The sequence below is a fragment of the Kocuria sp. SM24M-10 genome (genome assembly GCF_001027955.1).
GTDB classification, from domain to species: Bacteria; Actinomycetota; Actinomycetes; order Actinomycetales; family Micrococcaceae; genus Kocuria; species Kocuria oceani.
Genome location: NZ_LDNX01000147.1, coordinates 13,129 through 31,475, shown reverse-complemented (window position 1 = coordinate 31,475; position 18,347 = coordinate 13,129). Strand labels below are relative to the sequence as shown.

The following is an 18,347-nucleotide window of genomic DNA, read 5'->3' as shown; positions in this document are numbered from 1 at the left end:
GCAACACCGGTTGGCGTGCACAGCACGAAGACCAGCCCAGACACCTGTTGCGACTCCCCGGCCGGGTTCAACCGGTCAAGATCACCCTGTCTCCGAGGAGCCCCTGGCATGTATCCCTTCACCCTCTCCCGCGCCAAGCACCGCGCCACCGCCACCGCCACCGCCACCGCCACCGATATTCTCAGCCTGTTGCCTGCCCAGCAGCCTCAGCAGGAGTACGTGGACGTGGACGTGGCCATCGTCATGGAGTCCACCTATCCCTACCTCAAAGGTGGAGTGTCTGCCGTCGTGCACGACATCGTCATGGGCAACCCAGATCTCACCTACGGCATCATCCACATCTCCTGGGACTCGTCGAGTCCGCAGGAGGACCTCTACGGCATGCCGGAGAACGTCAAGTGGGTGCGAGTGGTCTGTCTCAGCATGCAGGAGCACCGGCACGACTTCATGGCCGTCCGGCCGAAGGATCTGGACATGAGCTCCGCCCAGCGCGCCGGACTGTCCCATCGCATCTTCGACGCCCTCTACGCCTTGTCCGAGCGGCGGGAGACCGAGCCCCTGTGGCAGCTCATCGACGAGGGCTTCAACGAACGCACCCGGCAGTTCCCGCTGTGGGCGATCCTGGGCTCCCGGGAGTTCATGCACGCCCTGACCGAGCGCATGCCGCAGTTGGGACTCTCGCTGTCGGACTCCTTCTGGGTGCTCCGCGGTTTCTTCTCCCTGGCCTATGCGGTGCTCGGAGAGACCATGCCGAAAGCCCGGGTCTACCACGCGCACACCACCGGATACGCCTCTCTGCTGGGGGCCGCCGCGGCCCGCGACCACGGCACTTCTTTCCTGCTCACCGAGCACAACCTCTATGTGCGCGACACGGTCAACACCCTGCTGGACCGGAACATGGCACTGTCCATCACCTCCAAGGACTACCGCACCTTTGACGTCACCGCCGAGCAGCGGGCGTGGATGGCCTGGTGGATCGAGATGGGCCACTTCTGCTACCCCAGCGCCGAGGTCATCACGTACCTGTACCCGACTGCGATCACCGAGGCCGCCGAACTGGGCACCGACATCGACAAGTCGGTGGTACTGCCCAACGGCATGACTATCGAGGAGTTCGAGGAGAAGTACCACGCCCGCCAGACCGCCGTGGAGAAGATCGCCGAGAACCGGGACGACCACACCTGGAAGCTTGTTTACATCGCCCGGGTGGTGCCCATCAAGGGACTGATGGACCTGCTGTCCAGCATGGAGATCCTCAAGCGGCACGGATACCCCAACCTGCATCTGGACGTGTTGGGCCCCACCGAGCACGTCCCGGAGTACTACGAGGCCTGCCTGGCCAAGATCGAGGCCCTCGGCCTGCAGGACATGGTCACCATCCACGGCACCGTCAACGTGAGGGACATGCTCGACCAGTTCGACCTGCTGGTGCTGCCCAGCTACAACGAGGGCCAGCCCATCGTGGTGCTCGAGGCCATGGCCGCCGGCATCCCCACCGTCGGCTCCAACGTCGGCGGCATGAGCCAGCTTGTCGCCGAAGACCTCCGCACCCCCGATGGACGAACATGGGGAGCCTGCGGCGAACTGGTCTCCGCTGGCGATGTCGAGGGCATGGCCCACCAGATCCGCACCGTCATCGAGGACACGGATCGCTACCGCACCTACTGCGCCAACGCCCGCGGCCGGGTGGAGGACTTCTTCCAGCTCCACGAGGTCATGTCCTCCTACAACCAGCTCTACCGCATGCTCGGGAACATGAACAAGGAGCGCAACTTCGAGTACTGGGGCGAAGAAACACTTCCTTTGAAGACTTCCTCATGAGCGGGGTGGGTGCCTGGATCCGCTACGGCGATCCGATCAGTGCCGCACAGATCGACTTCGCCGCCGAGCACTATCGTGCGGCGATCCTGCAGCCGTGGGAACTCGAGGCCGCGGCGGAGCTGAAAGAACGCCGCCCGGACATGACCGTGCTGTGCTACAAGTGTCTGTCCTCCACCCGCAGCTACGAGCCCGGGCCCCTCTACAGTTCCGGGGTCTCCTACACCGAGGCCGAGGCCGAGTGGTTCGCCCGTCGCACCACCGGTGAGCGGGTCGAGTGGGAGCGCTATCCCGGGCACTGGCAGATGACCGTGTGGTCGCCCGACTACCGCGCCCGGTGGGTGGACAACGTCACGACCGAGCTCACCGACTCGCCCTTCGACGGGGTGATGGCCGACAACGACGTCTTCGACGACTACTACGGCCTCAACCTCCCCCTCCGAGACGCCGGATCGATGGCCGAGCTGCGCGAAGGCCTCGACGCGCTGGTGCACACCGCCGGCGGCGCACTGAACGAGGTGGGAAAAGTCCTGGTTCCCAATATCGCCGAGTCCCGGCGGCAACCCGGCCGATGGAACGCCCACGCATCCTACGGAGGCGGGTTCGAGGAGGTGTGGCTGGGCTACAGCCCCACCGATCTCTTCGACCCGGACACCACCGAGGCGCAGCTCCCCCAGGCCACCGGCCCCGGGCTGAGCATCCTGCGGGTGCCCACCGACGGCAATGACGACCACCCCAACTTCCGCTACGGCCTGGCGGCGTTCTGGATCTTCGGTGCAGGCCGTGGGGCGTACTCCGCTACCGGCCACGACGACTACAACCACACCCAGCACGTGGCCGAGCTCGACTGGGACCTCGGCGCTCCGCTCCAGGACCCGGTGCGCCGTGGACACACCTGGTCCCGCGAATTCACCCAGGGGTGGGCGGCGGTGAACTTCAACGAGGACGGACGGCGACGACGACGCCTGAAAGTGCCACCCGGCATGGTCGACGCCCACGGCGACCCGGTCGGTTCCCACCTGGTGCTAGCCCCGCACCGCGGACAAGTGCTGCGACGCGCCTGACCCTCCACGCGTTCACATGTGCAACTAATCGCTTTGCATAGGTCATTATGTGCACATGAAAACGATGACCGTCGCGACGGTCCTGCTCGCCGGTGCGCTCACGGCCCTGTCCACCGCACCGGCCCCCGTGGTTGCCACCAGTCTCACTCCTGCCACGGCCGGTGATCACTCCCAACAGCTTCCGGCGTACCTGCAGGGATACCGTCAAGGCCAGCTGCTGTGCCCCGGCGCCGCGTTGACGGGCAAGGTTTCCGTGGCCATCATCGACCCCATGATGGCGACCACCGACGCCCCCGGGGACTGCACCCTGAGGGACATGAAAGCCGCCAACCCGGGCACCCAGTTCCTGGCCTACCTCAACGTCGGCGCGATGCGTCCGTGGGAGCACTGGAACGGCAACTTCCAGAACTCCTGCTCCGACATGGGTGATCGGCGCAGTGCGCGGTACGCCGTCACCACCGACAATCCGGTTGTGGCCACCACCCCCGCCGGACACGCCGGCTACCCCGACTTCTCCTACCTCACCGTCGCCGACCTCTCCCCCGCCTACGCCCAAGCCTGCGCAGAAACCGCGCACACAATCCTCACCACCGATGCCGAACGCGGTACCACCGACGCCCCGCCGGCCCGCTTCGACGGCATCTTCCTCGACGACACCTCCCTCTCCCCGGCTCACGGCCAGGACATGGTGGACATCGGCCAGTGGGGTCCCTGGGCTGATGACGACGCCTACGGGCGGGCCATGATCGACACGGTCACCCGAATCGACACCGCCCTGACCGAATCCATGGGCACCGACGTGCCCGTGGCGATGAACCTGGGTCTCTACCCGGCGTGGAACAACCAGGTGGAGCTGGCCCTGGAACTGGCTGCCACCGGCGCGGTGGACTTCGCACTGCGCGAGCACAGCACCGCCGAGAGCACCGGTGCCCCCTTCTCCCCGGAGCGGATGCACGAGGAGGCCGCAGCCTTCCGTGCTATCACCACCGCTGGGTTGCCCATCGTCCAGCACGACTACTCCGTGCCCCTGCATCAGTTGCCGTCCACCGCCTACGACCGCGGTCTCCCCATCGACGGCTCTGTCACCTGCCTTCAGGACGACTCCGAGAACCACGCCCAAGTCGTCGAAGCCGCAGATCGCCGACGCGCCCTGGACCACCGACTCACCCTGGGCAACGTCCTGCTCCAGCGCACCCCGGAGACCACCACCATGACGGCCACCCTGAACCAGGCCGAACCCACCTGCCAGGACAACGCCTGGGACGACGACCGGCACTGGGAAGACGTCACCCGCGCCTCCGTGGACACCACGGACCCCCAAATCACCGCGCTTACACAGGCCCTGACCTCCTCCGCTCACCCTGTCGCTGCTCCGTTCCAAGACAACGGTGTCCTGATCACCAAGCTGTCCAACGGACGTGTTCTAGCGGTCAACCAGAACCTGGACACCCGCAGCGTCCACGTATTCGGCACGAACCTCACCATCCCGGGCCGCTCAGCCACCATCGACTGACCACCCGGACACAACTCCGCACCACGCAGACCTCCTCAATGCCAACTCCGGTACGAGTCAGAACGACACCCCTAGACCAGGGTCCGGTGCAGGGCGAGCACGGTGATGTCGATGGGGTGGTCCTGGGTCACCGCCCAGGCCGTGACCAGCTCCACGGCCTGATGGGCATCGATCCCGCCGCGGTAGCGTGCAGCCACCTGCTCCAGGGCCTGGTCGACCAGTTCCTGCGCCTCCGGGTCCGAGTCCAGCTCGAGGAACCCGTCGCTGAGCACCAGCAGCGTCTGCCCGGGGACCACCGTGGTGGTGCGCACCTGCCACCCGGTGCCGTAGGCCGAGGACAATCCCAGGGACGGACCGGAGGAGGCCAGCCGGCGGTGGCTGCCATCGACGCCCAGGACCACGGCCATTCCATGCCCGGCGAGCACGTAGGTCAGAGTGCCGGTGGCTGGGTCCAAGGTGGCGGCGAAGGCGGTGACGAACGCTCCGGCATTCCCCAGCAGGGCCCGAATGCCGGCTGCGGCCCGGTCGGTGGCCCGCTGATGATCGCTGTCCTGGCTGATGACACGCAGCAGGATCCGGACACAGGCGGCGATCGTAGGTGCTGAAGCCCCGGCCCCAACCACATCAGCGACCTGGAGCTGCAGCCGCCCATCGACCAGGTGCCAGTCAAAGTAGTTGCCGACCGCACGCCGGGCCGGGGTGCACCGCCCGACCACCTCGTATCCGGGTACCTGCCCGGACCACACCCTCCACCACCGCGCCCCACCCACACCCCGAGGACGCGGCCACCGCGCACAACACCGCCACGCCCCCGCACCCCCAGCAACCCACCTGCCGGAAGCGCCCTGAACGCAGGGGCCACGGGGCACCTCGAGTCACTCGAGCTACGGGGAGGAAGCCGCGGGAGCCGCAGGCAAGAGACGCGCTGTCGACCGATGACGATGGAGCCACTTCGTCATCCCCGCACCACCCCCGTACCCGCCGGGGAGCATAAAATGCGTAGTCATAGAAAGGTTTCCGCCGATGGGGCGCGGCACCGATGAGGCCCCCGACGGCATCCACCCCAGCACCCCCGGCTGGGCGGCCTGGTTCCCCCGGACCAGTTCGGGAAGCGCCCCTGCCCCCTCCTGGACAGGGGCGCTTTCACCGTAGAGATTGGGGCGAGAGCGCCCGCATTTCGGGGAAGAACGGGGCGCTCTCTACGGAGGTCGGCTCTGATAGCAGCAGGTCCGGTGTCCCCCCAGGGTGATGCACATCGAACCCATGCGCCGCTTCGACCACCGCCCCATCGACGCTACTGTCACGTTGGAAAAGAATCACCAGGCGGGCGTGGCTATTAGTGGGGACACCCAGGGGTTCACCGCACGGGGGCACAGCAGCCCACTGGCGGCCTCGAACCCCAACACCGCACGGGCGAAGAGGTCTCCGGCGGGGCCTCCCGTACGACTCCGGCCTGGAGGACGCCCTGGAGTCACATTGCTCAGCTTGCCTCCACAGTCGTCAACCCCGGGCCTATCCTGATCAATCACCATCGGGCTCCCCCACCCGGCGGCGCGATCCTGCCCCACGCGGCCACCGCCAGAGGATCCGTCACCTGCGAACAGGAAGAAGGCATGACCACCTCTGCATTTGGGGCCCTGGCCGTCGAGCTGCACCCCGCCTCGCCCACCCAGTGGGTCGCCACCTACTACCCCATGGTGGAGACTCCCGCGGGCCGCTGGGCCGAGGTCACCTGGGAATTGCACCAACACCTGATGCCCGCCATGACGACTCCACTGGAGCCGGCACGTTGGCTGGATGCACGCAGCCCCGACCCTGATCACCCCTGCTACGCCGGCCACCAGGGGTGGGCCGCCCAACTGGCCGCTGGCTACGCAACCGCATTGGCCGTCCGCGACACCAAAGCCACTGAGGCGGCGCTCTCGGCTCAGGAGGTGCAGCTGCTGCGAGAGAGCGCGTTTATCGTCCCCGCCGGGCAGCTCTCGGAGTGGGCGCTCGACGACCTCGAGGACGAGACCTCACAGATCCGCGGCTGATCCTGCGCTCAGATCAACCTTCCTCACGCCGACCACCCACCGGCGGCCACCTCGATTCACAGTCGCACATTGATGTGTCACGTTGTGAACACCGCCACATCTCCGGAATCGCCGGATGGGCACGAGAGCGAGCATCGTGGCTTATCAGGGGGACAGGGGATCTGCATCAGACCATCCTCCAGCTTCTGGCGCGTCGACCGGCCGCACCGTGGTTCCGGGGGGATCCGTGGTGCGAGGCCGATGATGGGTCCGCGATGAAGCAGCACGGGGCGGGGTGGCCGGGGGGCCGCCCCGCCCCTGCCACACTCGAGGGCACACCGCAGCAACAGCAGGCGAATCCGCCCTCGCAAAGACCCCTCACAGCCCAGACCTCGGCTGACGAGTCATCTCACGACCCCCGATCAGGCCACGCACTAGGTGAGCAGAATCGCCCCACGGGGAACCAGCGTCTTCAAGCCGCCCTCCCATGGACTCGCCAGGTCATGCGCTTTCCCCACGGCACGAAACCCCTAGTCAGCGACCCTCGCGGTGCTTCACACTGGTGCTGTGGCGGAAGGCATCTCCCACACAGAAAGCCGGACACCATCCCATGTCCGGCTTTCTGCCTGCCCAGCACATCGCTCCTCGGCCCTTGGGCTCCTCTTCGGCCGGAGCTGTGCATCAACGCCGATGGGATTTCTGGGACTTTTGGCCTGCCTGGCCGGTTCCACTTTTCTTCTCCCGTTTGTCTTGTTGCCTTCGTAGCTCAGCCACCCGCTGGGCGGCCTCGACCGCGGCAGCTTCGAGCTCTTCAGGGGTGAGCGGATCGGGCGCGGTGGCAGTCTCCAAACGCTGGCTCGCAGCCCGGAAGTTGGCTTCGGCATAGATGCTCCGACACATCATCAGGATGCTCTCAGTGCCCCAGCGCCCGTTGGCCAGCCGGTACACCTCGCGTTCGACCACTTGGCGCCGGTTCATGGGCGCCCGCGGGACGTTTTCCAGGACGTGGCGACGGCGCTCGGCAGGCTCTTCCTCGGCGAAGTCCCAGACGTAGCCGGCTACGACGCCAGCGAGGTTGTCCAGGTCGGCCCCGGTGAATTCTGAGTGGGTGCGTAGCCGGTCGCGGGCAACCTGCTGCAACGCCTCGAGGCTGGGACCGTCCAGAGCCAAGGGGGCGTTCTCCAGAGCCTCGAAAGCGTCCAGAACGGTGTCAGTAGAGATAGTGAACGCCCGACGCACGGCCAGCGGTAGGAGCTGAGCCGACTCAGAAACAGTCGGCGGCTGGACTACGCGTGTCACGCTCGAGGCAGGCGATCCATCCAGCACCTCGGCAAGATGAGGAGCCACAGCCCGGAGACGGTCGATGTAACCGTGGGCTGCGAGCTGGTCGATGGCGTGATCCACGATCGCCCGCCGGACGCCCCCGGCATCAGCCAGGACGTCCCGGCTAGGGGCGGGATCAGGCGCCGCGATCAGTGCCCCGAGGACACCCAGGGCGTAGCGGTCGAACCGGTGAACGTCACCCCACGCGTCCCGCACGATCTCGTGAGCGGCGGTGGTATCGGTCATCAGGTGCAGCTTCTCCAGCTATCGGCAACCAGGACGAGGAAAGCCCTACGGACATGGGCCCCGCCTCGAGTTTAGGAGCAACCCCACCAACAGCTGGTTCCCAGTGTGTGCGCGCTCTGGAACAGGGCCAGCGGCATCGGGTTACGACTTCGCCGCACGCTTCACCTATGCCCACGGCAAGCCGGCAGTCGGGGCAGTCCCGACCCCAGTTCCATGGCTCAGCGTCCCGAAAGACGACTACGTACGGCCTAAACCGAACAATATTGTGGGTCTAACTGTGGCTTTCGCCTTTATATGGCGGTGTTCTGTCGCTTTCAAATGGCGGTGGGCACTCCACCTGGAGCAAGGGCTCCGGGTGGAGTGCCCACCTCGGATGGGTTAGAGCCCGAAGGCTCCGCCGCTGACCAGGATGACGATGCCCAGACCGATCAGCACGATCGGGAACAGGACGTGTTCCCAGCGTTCCAGGACTTCGGCGATCGGCCGGCGGGTGGCGACGAACTTGGCCAGACCCACCAGGACCGCGACCAGTAGCAGGAACACGATGCAGTAGGCCACCACCGCGGCCGGGCCGACGCTGAGGAAGACTGGGACGTAGACGCCGATGTTGTCCCCGCCGTTGGCGAAGGTCACCCCGGCGACGGTCCACACGGCAACGTTCTTGCCTTCGATCTTGGCCTCGTCGTCATCATCGTCGTACCCGCGCCAGGCCTGCCAGGCCGCCCACAACCCCAGGGCCAGGGGAACGAGCCCGAAGTAGGGGATGACCTCCGGGGGTAGGAACGCTCCTGCGCCCAGGGACACGAGCACGGCCGCGCCGAGGATGCCGGCGAACCCCAGGTACTGGCCGAGGATGATCCGGGTCGTTGTGCCGCGTTGTCCCGCCCCGCGGGCGAAGAACAGTGAGAGCACGATGATGTCGTCGATATTGGTGGCGATGAACAGGCCGATCGCCTGCAGGATCGAGGACAGGATCATGCCTCCTTCTCCACGGTGCAGCATCCGGGCACCGAGCAGGCCGGGTCCAGGCACGGGGCGTTCTCATCCACCGCGAGGGTGATCGCGACCAGGTTGGTCAGCGCCCGCGTCAGGTGCGGATCGGCGATCTCATACCGGGTCTGACGGCCCTCGGGCACGGCGACCGCGATCCCGCAGTCGCGCAGGCACGTCAGATGGTTCGACACGTTCGAACGCGTCAGCTTCAGGTCCCGGGCCAGCTGCCCAGGGTAGGCCGGGCTCTCCAGCAGGGTCATCAGGATCCGTGACCGGGTTGGATCGGCCATCGCCCGACCCAACCGGTTCATCACATCCAGTCGAGTAGTAATAGTCAGCATGTACTGGACTGTACAGTATTGACTGAATCGTCCCCTTGACCCGAAAACGAAGGATTCCGCTACAAAAATACCGACCGGCGAAATCTGCCCGTCCGATGTGAACCGCAGCGATAAGTGGCGTGCTTCTGACAGAGCTAAATGACGGGAGCAAGGCCGAGCGGTCCGATCCGGGTCGATGGGTCGTTCGAGCTCGAGATGGTTGAGAGTTTGTCCGGCCCGGCCTGCCGTCCCACTTCCAAGGAAGTGGGACGGTCACCTCGAGCTCGACGAGACGTCTCGCAACCCTTTCCTTCAGAGACACCCCCAATGAGTCGCGTATAAATGTCAGACCAATGCGTGCAATGGTTACGATGAAGCTCATCGTGACTGGTCACAAACCGTAGGGGAAATAATGCCGTTCGAGGTGTTCGACAAGAGGATGACTCCGCTGGCCAAGGCTCCCAGCGTGACGATCCAGAAGCGCGGGGTGATCTCGCTGAACAAGGCCGCCCATGACCTGGTTGGTAACGCTGAGACGGTTGAACTGCTCTATGACCGTGACCGCCAGGTGATGGCACTGCGTGCTACTGATGACTCCTCACCGCACGCCTATGCAGTTCGCAGTGGATCCAAGCGCGGGCCCGGGCAGGCGATCGTCTCGGCCACTGCCTTCACCGCGCACTACGGCATCGATACCACGGCCACGAGGCGGTGGAAGCCTTTCGTGGAGGACGACATGCTCTGCGTGGACCTCACCACCGAGGGCACCGTGATTACCGGCAACCGCACCAAGACCACGGCACCGGCAGAGGCCGTGGAACCAGCGGAAGCACCGGTCGACGATGTGCCCACTGATGTGTCCACCGACGACGACTCTGTCCACTCCTGACCTCGCTCCCCCACCCGAATATCGAAAGGAACACCACCCATGGCCCAAAAAGTCGAAATACACCTCGAGGATGACCTCGACGGCGGTCCCGCCGACGAGACCATCACCTTCGCCCTGGACGGCAAGGACTACGAGATCGATCTCTCCACCACCAACGCCGAAAAGCTGCGCGAGATACTGCGCCCGTTCGCTGCGGCCGGCCGCAAGTCCACCCGTGGTGGTGCCCGCGGTACCCGGTCCCGCGCCTCGGGTAGTGATCCGGACACTGCGAAGATCCGGGCTTGGGCGAAGGAGAACGGCTACGAGGTCTCTGACCGCGGCCGCATCCACCAGACCGTGCGGGACGCCTACTACGCCGCTCACTGAGTCAGTAGCGCCCCCGCCCAGGATGGGGCGGGGGCGCTGTCGTCTACCGTGGACGGTTACTGATCGGTGAGGACTCTCATCGGGCTCTTGCCGGCGGGAATTATGGGCTTTCGCATCCAATGCCGTCGTTGTCGTTGCCGTCCAAGCCCGGGTTCCAGCGCGGGTGAGCTGGTGTCAGATGGGATTCCCCATTGGCATAAACCTCAGTGCAGTTCGCGTAAGGGGCTCCGGCTGCAGGAGCCGGTGCGGCCGGCTGAGGGGCCACGGGCTTTGGGGCGACGGGGGCGACAGGCTGAGGTGCAACGGGCACAGGGGCGGCAGGCTTGGGTGCTGCCGGGGCGGGAGCGCCGGCAGCATTCTCACAAGCGACACCATCCCCGTCGCGGTCCAGGTCAGCGTTGTATCCGGGGTCTCTGGTGGTGATGTTGTAGCGGCCCGCTGCAGCGGCTTCGGAGCAGTTGGCGAACGGGGACTGCTTGGTTTTCGGCTGTTCTACGTCCTTCTCGGTCTCCCGCTCTCGTGCGACCGGCACGGGCGTCGTATCGAGAGCGTCGGCATCGCCGCTGACAGTCCCGTCATCCTTCGGTAGCGTCTGGCCGTCACACGTATCCAGGACCCGCTTCATGGCGTCTTTCTCCGCCTGAGCCTGGATGCGCCGACGTTGATTTTCCGGTGAGCTGATCGGGATCGAGTCAGCGATTTCTGGTTTTTGGCGTGCGGGGGTCGCCGGTCTGCCCGGCTTTTCCACTGGGGGTCCTCGCTCGTGCGGTCAGGGCTTCTCGTCAGGCGATGGCGGTAGCGCTCTCGTGGGCGTGGCGGAAGAGGTTCTCCCATGCGCTGCGCCAGGGCCAGGCGGTGGGCAGGTGCAGCCGCCATTTCCGGGCGTGGTTGGCGATCCGGGCCGGCACCTGGATGAGTTGGGTCCGGATCGTGGCGGTGCGCGCCCGTCCGTGCCGGTTCGAGGCGATCACCCCGGCAGTACGGGTGAGGTTGAAGGCCATCGCCGCGCACACCAGCCAGGCGGCGTTGGCGGTGAACACCCCGGACGGCAGGTGGGCCAGCGGGCCGTTCTTCAGGTCGGCGATGACTTGTTCGACGATCGCGTGGTCCCGGTGGGAGGCCTCGGCCTCGAGCGTGCTCAGGGGCGAGTCGGTGAACACCGCGTGATGCCGGTAGGCAACAAGCAGCTCGTTCTGCCCGGCCCGGGCGGTGGCGGGGTTCAGGCGCCTGACCCGGCGCACAATCAGCCGCGCCGACACGTGCTCGGTCTTCCGGCGGGAGGTGAAGGCGGTGTAGGGGATCTCGGCGACCTCGGCATCGGAGATCCACCGGCCCTGTTCCTCGTCGAAGATCGCCTCCGGGTACCGGATCCCCGTCCAGGCGTCCTCGGGGATGCGGCTGATGGCCGCGGTCACGGCCGGGTCCATCCGGGCGGTGATCGAGAACCGTGCCCCTCCCGCAAGGGCGGCGGCGACCACGTCCCGGTTGTAGTACGCCGAGTCCGCCCGCACCGTGACCGTCCCGGTGGCCCCGGCTTTCCTCGAGGTGGCCAGGGCCTCGGCGACCAGCCGTGGGGCGCCGTGGGCGGAGGCCGCCGAGCCGCGGCGCAGCCTCGTGCCGACGATCACCGGGGCCGCCGAAGGTGTCGACAGTGTGGCCAGTTGCGCGTTCAGCCCTCGCACCCCGGAGTAGCCGTACCCGGTGCCCTGCTTGGCGTAGCCGTGGGTCTGCCGGATCGTGTCGTCGACATCGAGGTAGGCGACCGCCTCGGCCCCGGCCAGCAACCCCGGGACCCGGTCGGTGAGCCCGGCCAGGAGGCGGGAGGCCACCGCGTCGAGCTGGCGGACGTGACCGAAGGTGTAGGCCCGCAGATGCGTGCCGAGCGTGGTCGGGGCCCGCACCCCGGAGAACGATCGGCGCATCCCGCCGTGGCGCAGCAGCCCCATATCGGCGATGCTGTCGGCCCCGGCGACCATCCCCGCCACCAGCGCCGAGATCTTCACGGGCGCGTTGGACCCTGCCGGACCCGGCACCGTGAGACGGTCGGCGACGAGTTCGTGCAGCCCGGCCTCCTCGGCCAGGCCCATCACTGGGAGAAGCCCGGCGGTGGACACGAGGTTGGGGTCATCGAAATCAGCCGAAAAGCTGTGGGAGACTCGCACTATCGGGTGCCCTTCTGCTGGGTGACGTGGAAGCGTGAAGAACTCCCATCGTCCCAAGCAAGAAGGGCATTCGTCTGTCAGGACTCACCCACGGCGACCCTCGACATCGGCGCATCCAGGCTGAGTGATCCACAGCTCGTACTTGGCCTTCACGGCGATCTGGATGGACACGTACTCGCAGCGGAAGCCCTTGTTGGGTGGCAACCAGCTGGCGGCGTCCTTATCGCCCTTGGCCTGGTTGGTGGGTCCGTCGACGGCCAGCAGGTTCAGCGGGTCGTTGGCGAACAGGGCTCGGGTCTCCGCATCGAGCTGCTGGGCCCCCTTCTGCCAGGCATCGGACAGCGCCACGACATGGTCGATCTGCACATCAGCCGAGGTCGCTGGCCCGCGGACGAAATCGATCACGGTATCCGTGTATGGATCCGGATCCAGGGTCCCGGAAGTAACCGTGCACCCATCCGAGGTCACGGATCCCGTGAGGTCGCGGTAGAGGATGTCATTGCGAGTGTCACACCCGTTCCCGTCAACGTCCGCCCACGCCGCTCCGAACTTCTCGCGGTCGTATCCGGTCTTCGGCGCGCGGCCTTTGACCTCGAGCGCCTCCAGGGCGTCTATGGACTTGACGTCCGCGTCGGGGGCCTTGCGAGGGGCCTCCCCATCGATGCCCTCAACCAGGGTTCCCTCGGCGACACCCCCAAGCTCTTCACCTTCGATGTTGATGGGCACCGTGGCGGTGGGAGTGGGCGTGGAGGAGGGAGTGGCCGTCGAGGTGGCAGTGGCTGTGGGCGTGGTGACACTGGCCGTATTGGCCGCACCGATCCCGAGTGCTCCAAGGATGCCGGCGATCAGGAAGAGCAGCACAACCAGCCCAAGACATCCTGCGCACCCGAAAAGGGCATATCGCTTCCCCTTCCGGCCAGAGTCGCTAGGGGCACCAGGAGAACCTGGCGGCATGGGGCTGTAGGGGGTAGACACTGCGGGCCTCCAGGATGGGGGATGTGATGCATATGCAAAGGAGGACCACAGGTTACTCCCGAGTGTCCATTTCGCCGCAACGACACAACCAAGGACCGCCAGCATCGGTTCACAACCGATACGTTTTGCGTACCCATATCAGTACCTAGCCACGCAAAGGTTGCCCGGAGGGAAGGGACGATTGGAGGCCAGAAGTGGCACAGACGCGGGTGGCAAAATGTCGGCTCTCAGCAATGACCATCGACTCGTAGCTAGCACAAAAGGTAGACCACGAAAAATCGCACAGTCTCGCCCACTAAAGATGAGGAAAAACTAATGACGCTAAATTGGGAGCAAGTGGGTACCAGGTAAATCGATTAGTGCGGGCATAACAAAGCCGACTTAAATAATATACAAATAAAACATCATAACAATAAAGGCAGTGCGGCCTAAACTAGCCATGCGCAAAAGCCAAAAATTGGAACCAATACGCATGGCCGCTAAATTAAGCTATACTGCACTACTCCAACCCGCCTAACTAATACTGGACCACAGGGAAACCATCTGGTCACCCGACATTACACTTGAGCCTCGTGTAGCCTCCCAGTCGTCAGCATTAATACCGCCGACAAACGACCGCAAATCCCCGTAGGAAACGGGAACCTCATGTGGACGCCGCAATTTCCACAGCTCCGCCGCACGGCTTGCAGCATCCCTTGGCAAGCCCGCCATTCGCATCCATACAGCTTCTTTACTATTAACACCGTAAAAAATCATCGAAGGGATATGAATACTGTCGCCCTGGACAACCGAATGATTTCCTGCCCAACTGACACGTTGGAGCGCACCCATTCCCCAGCTTACTTTGCCAGTCAAAGATGAATATAGGTATGCAGTAAATTCTGAAAACCGTGATTCCTCGGGCTTGTTCGTATTTCCATATTCCGCGACCATCTCAGGCACCGATCGACCATTTACCCAGTCACTAATAATACGTGCTACGCGTGTAGAGCTGAACTGCCCCGGATCGTCACGACCCAGCCGCATTTCGGGAAGACTCGCCAGTAAATCGATTCGAGTAGCTAACGGATCAGCATTTGAGCCAAATAGCAATGAGGAATTCCATGAATCATAATCACGGAGACTGGGTGTATTTTGAGCGTCATAACGAAGTCTATTAACAGACGGCGTAGAAAATCCGGTCCCATCGGCAAGAGCAACTAAGCCAGGGGTCCTGGAAATATCCTGCAAATAGGCACGACACAGTCGCACCAACTGGGAAGCTGTTTCCTCGGAGACATCCTGCGCTTGACGATAAACCAGACTTCCACGCAGAAGGTCTTCAATATCTCGAACGGCTGCGGTGGCACCCGACACCTTCATGGCATGGGCCAAATACTGCATAAAAGGCGATAAAGCCTCATAATTGTAAAGACTGGCGAAACCTAAATCGGCACTAATCTCATCAGCATTCTGAACCAGCATTGCAAGCTGGCTAGCAATTGAGCTCGCTCCTTCCTTAAAAAAGGAATCCCAATCCGCACGTTGCTCGTTAGTCACAACAGGGAAAGCAACCACACCTAGATCGCTAAGGCGACCTCGACCTGCTCGACCTGCAGTATTCCAAAAATCTGCATACCCTAGTTTCTCACCGCCGCGGCCTTTAGTGCGTGACTCAATAATTACGTTGTTTATAGGGAAGTTTACCCCTTGGGACAAGGTCGTAGTACCCGCAACTGTGTGTATGGCACCATCATGTACGAGAAGCTCGATTAGACGACGAGTCTCTAATGACATGCCAGCATGGTGGTATGCAACTCCCTTACGCAATAAAGGCGAAAGTGAGTTGTTGGGACCAAGCTCGTCTGTTACATGGGAAATTACAACATCAATAAGTCCAGTGGCCTTGGTTTCCGGCAGTTTTTTAGCTATATCGGCAGCTCGAACCATTGACGTTGATTTGCCGTAGCAGACCACCAGAGTAACGCCTTCACGTTCACGCAACGCCTTTGCAGCGATGCCTGTAAGGGATTTTAAACTGGTCGGCCTCTTTCGTTCGTTAGCTAGAGGAAGTTCGACACCTTTATCTAGATCCGAGTTCTCAACAGCGTCGACGGTGCGAAGCACAACATCATAGTCACCACGACCGTGCGATACCGTTTCAATCGCTGCAACGACCCGTTTGTTCGGGCGCCAATCAACCGCAATTGGAAGTAGCGCACGCTCGTCCCCTAACCACTCTACAATTTCAGTTGCGTTGGGAAGAAATGGTGAAAGCAATAAGAATCGCGCTTCGGGTCGATCACGCCGTAGTGTTGCAAGGAGGAGCTCGAGTCGAGCACCTCTCGTGCCTTCAGCCAAGTTGTGAGCCTCGTCAACAACAACTTGAGATAATCGTTTTAACGATGGGTGATTTTCCCGAATTAGTAGGTCCATTTTCTCGGGCGTTGTGACAAGGACACTGGGCGGCTCAGAGAGAATTACATTCTCCGTCGGATCGAGCTCAAAAACCGGAATTGCTTGTTCTACTTCCAGACCTAAACCTCGAAGGTCACGTCGGAGTTCGTCTACAACCTGGTTGACGAGGACCCGCGTTGGGACAATGTATGCAACAGTGGAATCAGGATTCAAGGCCAGCGTCTGCACAATTGAGAATTTGGCAAGCAGTGTCTTGCCCGCACTTGTAGGCATTTGCACCAAAATTGCACGCGAGTATGGATCAAGAAAGTTCTTGCGCAATGCTTGTTGCTGACTTGGCCACAGTTCCAGGAGAGGGGTTTCCATGTTGCGTGATGCCAGCAAGTTCGCAAACCTGGATGCGTTTGTCCCAAGGCCCTCTACTTGATTCCAAATAGAGTTGCGCACCAAGTGACGACAAATTACGTTTGTCAAACGCGCAAGTCGAGAAATCACACCATTATTGACCAGGGCAGCAGCTTCAAGTGCCTGATCCCGATGGCGATCAAGTCTTGAGAGCACCGCAGTGGACCCTGGGAGTCCTGATTGTATAAACTCTCCCGATGACGTCACCATCTGCGCGAGGTGGTAACAGGCAACTAGTTCTATAAGCTTCCGGTCGGCCGTTTCAGCTTCAAAAGCATCAAGGTATGCGTCCTCCATCGAGGTTTGCCGAGCACGAAGACCCTCCATGAGTGCCAACGCAGTTTCAATATCAGACCAGCCATTATTCTTACGCACGAGCAGGCATACGGCCAAAGCTAGATCATGGAGAATGGCGAACTGCCAGTTATCTGTATCCTGTGTTGCGCTAGTGATATCGCGTGCAATGGGAAGGAGTTTTGTCAGCGTATGCTGAGCTTCGCTTGTTCTTTCTGACGCAGTGCCACTTACGGCAATACGGAAAGCAATACTAAGATTCGGCGGAAGGTATTTGTCGTCGGGGTTGTGTTTTCCGAAATCTGTCTCAAGCGCAAGAGTTTTCCAGCATGAGAAGGCTTCACTAAATGCTTTGAGTTGGTCGACTCCGGTGGTTGTTAACGCCTGCCCTTCCAGCAAGTTTGCCATTCTTGCCAGGGATTGTGGTTTCACCGTTTGTTCGATTTGCCTCCATGGTGTAACTCTATCCATGATGGATTGTTTTTCGGCGGCAAGAGCTATAGCGTCCGCCCCGACGGATGCAAGCAGCTCATTTATGGCGAGCGTCATGTCGCGTCCTTTGAAGGCTCCGTTGTTGCCAGCTCGAAAAATGTGTCCACGAGGCCTTCGAGATCGTCACTGTTGGCTCGTACGATATAGAAATTGACCACGGCACCATTAAATTGGTCCGGATTGTCAAGGTACGAGCCAAAGTCATTAATAGAAGCTATGCTATTGGGGCGCACCAGAACGCTTGAAGCATAAACAGTGAGCTGGGGGTGCGCTGATTCAAACATTTCTACAGCTAGACCAAATAGCATTTGCGTTTCCTGATCCACGCAAAATTTATATGCATGCCAAATTTTGTCCGCCGTCGACTCTACTTCAGCCAGTTGTTTAGTGTGAGACTTACTTAACGAATCTTTTTTAGTGTCCACGACACTGGGGGGACTTTTTGGTTCAGTTGAGACCTTTGCCTCGCCCAACATCAATGCCAAATTCGTTTGCCCATCGGGACCCTGTGTGGTTTTCACTCCAATTTGGTCGATGCTGCGGCCAGCAAGATTTTTTAGTTCGCGGTCACGAATGGACTGGTACCCATACTGAAACCCATCAAGCTCTTGCCCCACGTAATTGAGTATAATTTCACCCAAGTCTGATCGAATAATATCGAAATTTCCACCGCTGCGATCTGCGATCTGCGATGCAGCAAGACGATTTTTCAGTTTTCTTACGCTGAGGATTTCTACGCCATCTAACGTAAGGCCGACGGGCTCAACGCGTGTTTCGCTCCGCAATTGGCGATATCTCAGTGCAAGTTGTTCCAGCCATGTAGTTCCGTTGGCCGTCAATATGACCAGCTGGTGTGGTTGCGTTCCGTGATCCGCTCGGTTGAATAGTGCTGCTTCGGGCAGGTCTGTGCTCATCAGGCAGCCCCCGCGCCGATGCTTGTGGTGGGACTAGCACTGATGGCCTGCATGAAGATCTGTTGCGTGCGCACCATGTGCGTAAGCATAGTAGGAGGCGCGGGTCGCTGATGGACACGGTAGGTCAAGCCCCAGGTAGTGGTGTAGCGCCTGTGCATCTG

General features: G+C 62.2%; 15 protein-coding genes. 6 read left to right on the top strand and 9 right to left on the bottom strand.

The features are described 5' to 3' along the window. Positions 1-108: 108 nt before the first annotated feature. Genes pelF through ABL57_RS17615 form a run of 3 tightly spaced genes read left to right on the top strand, consistent with a single transcriptional unit; the run spans position 109 to position 4,395 of the window. The gene (pelF, locus tag ABL57_RS17625; protein ID WP_082157540.1) at positions 109-1,821 is read left to right on the top strand and encodes a GT4 family glycosyltransferase PelF; all 1,713 of its coding nucleotides are present in this window, start codon (positions 109-111) and stop codon (positions 1,819-1,821) included. Beyond that, positions 1,818-2,882, top strand: a complete 1,065-nt coding sequence (locus ABL57_RS17620; protein WP_047804782.1) for a putative glycoside hydrolase — start codon at positions 1,818-1,820, stop codon at positions 2,880-2,882. Before pelF ends, ABL57_RS17620 begins: the two co-directional genes overlap by 4 nt. 55 nt (positions 2,883-2,937) lie before the next feature. Continuing rightward, positions 2,938-4,395, top strand: coding sequence for a hypothetical protein (locus ABL57_RS17615; protein ID WP_152683451.1), 1,458 nt, complete (start codon positions 2,938-2,940; stop codon positions 4,393-4,395). Positions 4,396-4,466: 71 nt separating this feature from the next. On the opposite strand, the gene ABL57_RS17610 is transcribed toward ABL57_RS17615, so the two are convergent. Beyond that, positions 4,467-5,111 (bottom strand): PP2C family protein-serine/threonine phosphatase, encoded by a 645-nt coding sequence (locus ABL57_RS17610; protein WP_053005103.1) that lies wholly within the window; start codon positions 5,109-5,111, stop codon positions 4,467-4,469. A gap of 897 nt (positions 5,112-6,008) precedes the next feature. Here ABL57_RS17610 and ABL57_RS17605 point away from each other — a divergent pair. Then, positions 6,009-6,431: a hypothetical protein gene (locus tag ABL57_RS17605; RefSeq protein ID WP_047804780.1), complete on the top strand. Its 423-nt coding sequence runs from the start codon at positions 6,009-6,011 to the stop codon at positions 6,429-6,431. Positions 6,432-7,091: 660 nt separating this feature from the next. Here ABL57_RS17605 and ABL57_RS17600 read toward each other — a convergent pair. The 3 genes from ABL57_RS17600 to ABL57_RS17590 all read right to left on the bottom strand — a co-directional run bounded on the left by ABL57_RS17600 (position 7,092) and on the right by ABL57_RS17590 (position 9,313). Then, positions 7,092-7,979, bottom strand: coding sequence for a hypothetical protein (locus tag ABL57_RS17600; RefSeq protein WP_047804779.1), 888 nt, complete (start codon positions 7,977-7,979; stop codon positions 7,092-7,094). 378 nt (positions 7,980-8,357) lie between these two features. Continuing rightward, the gene (locus tag ABL57_RS17595; RefSeq protein WP_047804778.1) at positions 8,358-8,957 is read right to left on the bottom strand and encodes a cadmium resistance transporter; all 600 of its coding nucleotides are present in this window, start codon (positions 8,955-8,957) and stop codon (positions 8,358-8,360) included. Further along, on the bottom strand, positions 8,954-9,313 hold the full coding sequence (locus tag ABL57_RS17590; protein WP_047804777.1) for a helix-turn-helix transcriptional regulator: 360 nt from the start codon (positions 9,311-9,313) through the stop codon (positions 8,954-8,956). Before ABL57_RS17590 ends, ABL57_RS17595 begins: the two co-directional genes overlap by 4 nt. Before the next feature lie 391 nt (positions 9,314-9,704). Between ABL57_RS17590 and ABL57_RS17585 the strand changes: the two genes are divergently transcribed. After that, the gene (locus ABL57_RS17585; RefSeq protein WP_047804776.1) at positions 9,705-10,181 is read left to right on the top strand and encodes a hypothetical protein; all 477 of its coding nucleotides are present in this window, start codon (positions 9,705-9,707) and stop codon (positions 10,179-10,181) included. A gap of 39 nt (positions 10,182-10,220) precedes the next feature. After that, complete coding sequence (locus ABL57_RS17580; RefSeq protein ID WP_047804775.1) at positions 10,221-10,547, top strand: Lsr2 family protein; 327 nt, start codon at positions 10,221-10,223, stop codon at positions 10,545-10,547. Between the two features lie 100 nt (positions 10,548-10,647). Here the strand turns inward: ABL57_RS17580 and ABL57_RS23600 are convergent, their stop codons facing one another. The 5 genes from ABL57_RS23600 to ABL57_RS22030 form a co-directional block, all read right to left on the bottom strand. Next, positions 10,648-11,172 (bottom strand): excalibur calcium-binding domain-containing protein, encoded by a 525-nt coding sequence (locus ABL57_RS23600; protein WP_082157538.1) that lies wholly within the window; start codon positions 11,170-11,172, stop codon positions 10,648-10,650. A gap of 157 nt (positions 11,173-11,329) precedes the next feature. After that, positions 11,330-12,709 carry an IS1380 family transposase gene (locus tag ABL57_RS17575; protein ID WP_047804774.1) on the bottom strand — a complete coding sequence of 460 codons (1,380 nt, stop codon included), beginning with the start codon at positions 12,707-12,709 and terminating at the stop codon, positions 11,330-11,332. Between the two features lie 84 nt (positions 12,710-12,793). Further along, positions 12,794-13,570 (bottom strand): HNH endonuclease family protein, encoded by a 777-nt coding sequence (locus tag ABL57_RS17570; RefSeq protein WP_371212491.1) that lies wholly within the window; start codon positions 13,568-13,570, stop codon positions 12,794-12,796. A gap of 627 nt (positions 13,571-14,197) precedes the next feature. Then, on the bottom strand, positions 14,198-17,329 hold the full coding sequence (locus ABL57_RS21460) for a DEAD/DEAH box helicase (protein ID WP_082157549.1): 3,132 nt from the start codon (positions 17,327-17,329) through the stop codon (positions 14,198-14,200). Beyond that, positions 17,326-18,186, bottom strand: a complete 861-nt coding sequence (locus tag ABL57_RS22030; RefSeq protein ID WP_152683448.1) for a hypothetical protein — start codon at positions 18,184-18,186, stop codon at positions 17,326-17,328. Before ABL57_RS22030 ends, ABL57_RS21460 begins: the two co-directional genes overlap by 4 nt. Positions 18,187-18,347 lie beyond the last annotated feature (161 nt).

Excerpts from the sequence above, each read along its gene's own strand:
- pelF (WP_082157540.1), top strand. The coding sequence starts at position 109 with ATGTATCCCTTCACCCTCTCCCGCGCCAAGCACCGCGCCACCGCCACC.
- ABL57_RS17620 (WP_047804782.1), top strand. The coding sequence starts at position 1,818 with ATGAGCGGGGTGGGTGCCTGGATCCGCTACGGCGATCCGATCAGTGCC.
- ABL57_RS17615 (WP_152683451.1), top strand. The coding sequence starts at position 2,938 with ATGAAAACGATGACCGTCGCGACGGTCCTGCTCGCCGGTGCGCTCACG.
- ABL57_RS17605 (WP_047804780.1), top strand. The coding sequence starts at position 6,009 with ATGACCACCTCTGCATTTGGGGCCCTGGCCGTCGAGCTGCACCCCGCC.
- ABL57_RS17600 (WP_047804779.1), bottom strand. The coding sequence starts at position 7,979 with ATGACCGATACCACCGCCGCTCACGAGATCGTGCGGGACGCGTGGGGT.
- ABL57_RS17595 (WP_047804778.1), bottom strand. The coding sequence starts at position 8,957 with ATGATCCTGTCCTCGATCCTGCAGGCGATCGGCCTGTTCATCGCCACC.
- ABL57_RS17590 (WP_047804777.1), bottom strand. The coding sequence starts at position 9,313 with ATGCTGACTATTACTACTCGACTGGATGTGATGAACCGGTTGGGTCGG.
- ABL57_RS17585 (WP_047804776.1), top strand. The coding sequence starts at position 9,705 with ATGCCGTTCGAGGTGTTCGACAAGAGGATGACTCCGCTGGCCAAGGCT.
- ABL57_RS17580 (WP_047804775.1), top strand. The coding sequence starts at position 10,221 with ATGGCCCAAAAAGTCGAAATACACCTCGAGGATGACCTCGACGGCGGT.
- ABL57_RS23600 (WP_082157538.1), bottom strand. The coding sequence starts at position 11,172 with ATGAAGCGGGTCCTGGATACGTGTGACGGCCAGACGCTACCGAAGGAT.
- ABL57_RS21460 (WP_082157549.1), bottom strand. The coding sequence starts at position 17,329 with ATGACGCTCGCCATAAATGAGCTGCTTGCATCCGTCGGGGCGGACGCT.
- ABL57_RS22030 (WP_152683448.1), bottom strand. The coding sequence starts at position 18,186 with ATGAGCACAGACCTGCCCGAAGCAGCACTATTCAACCGAGCGGATCAC.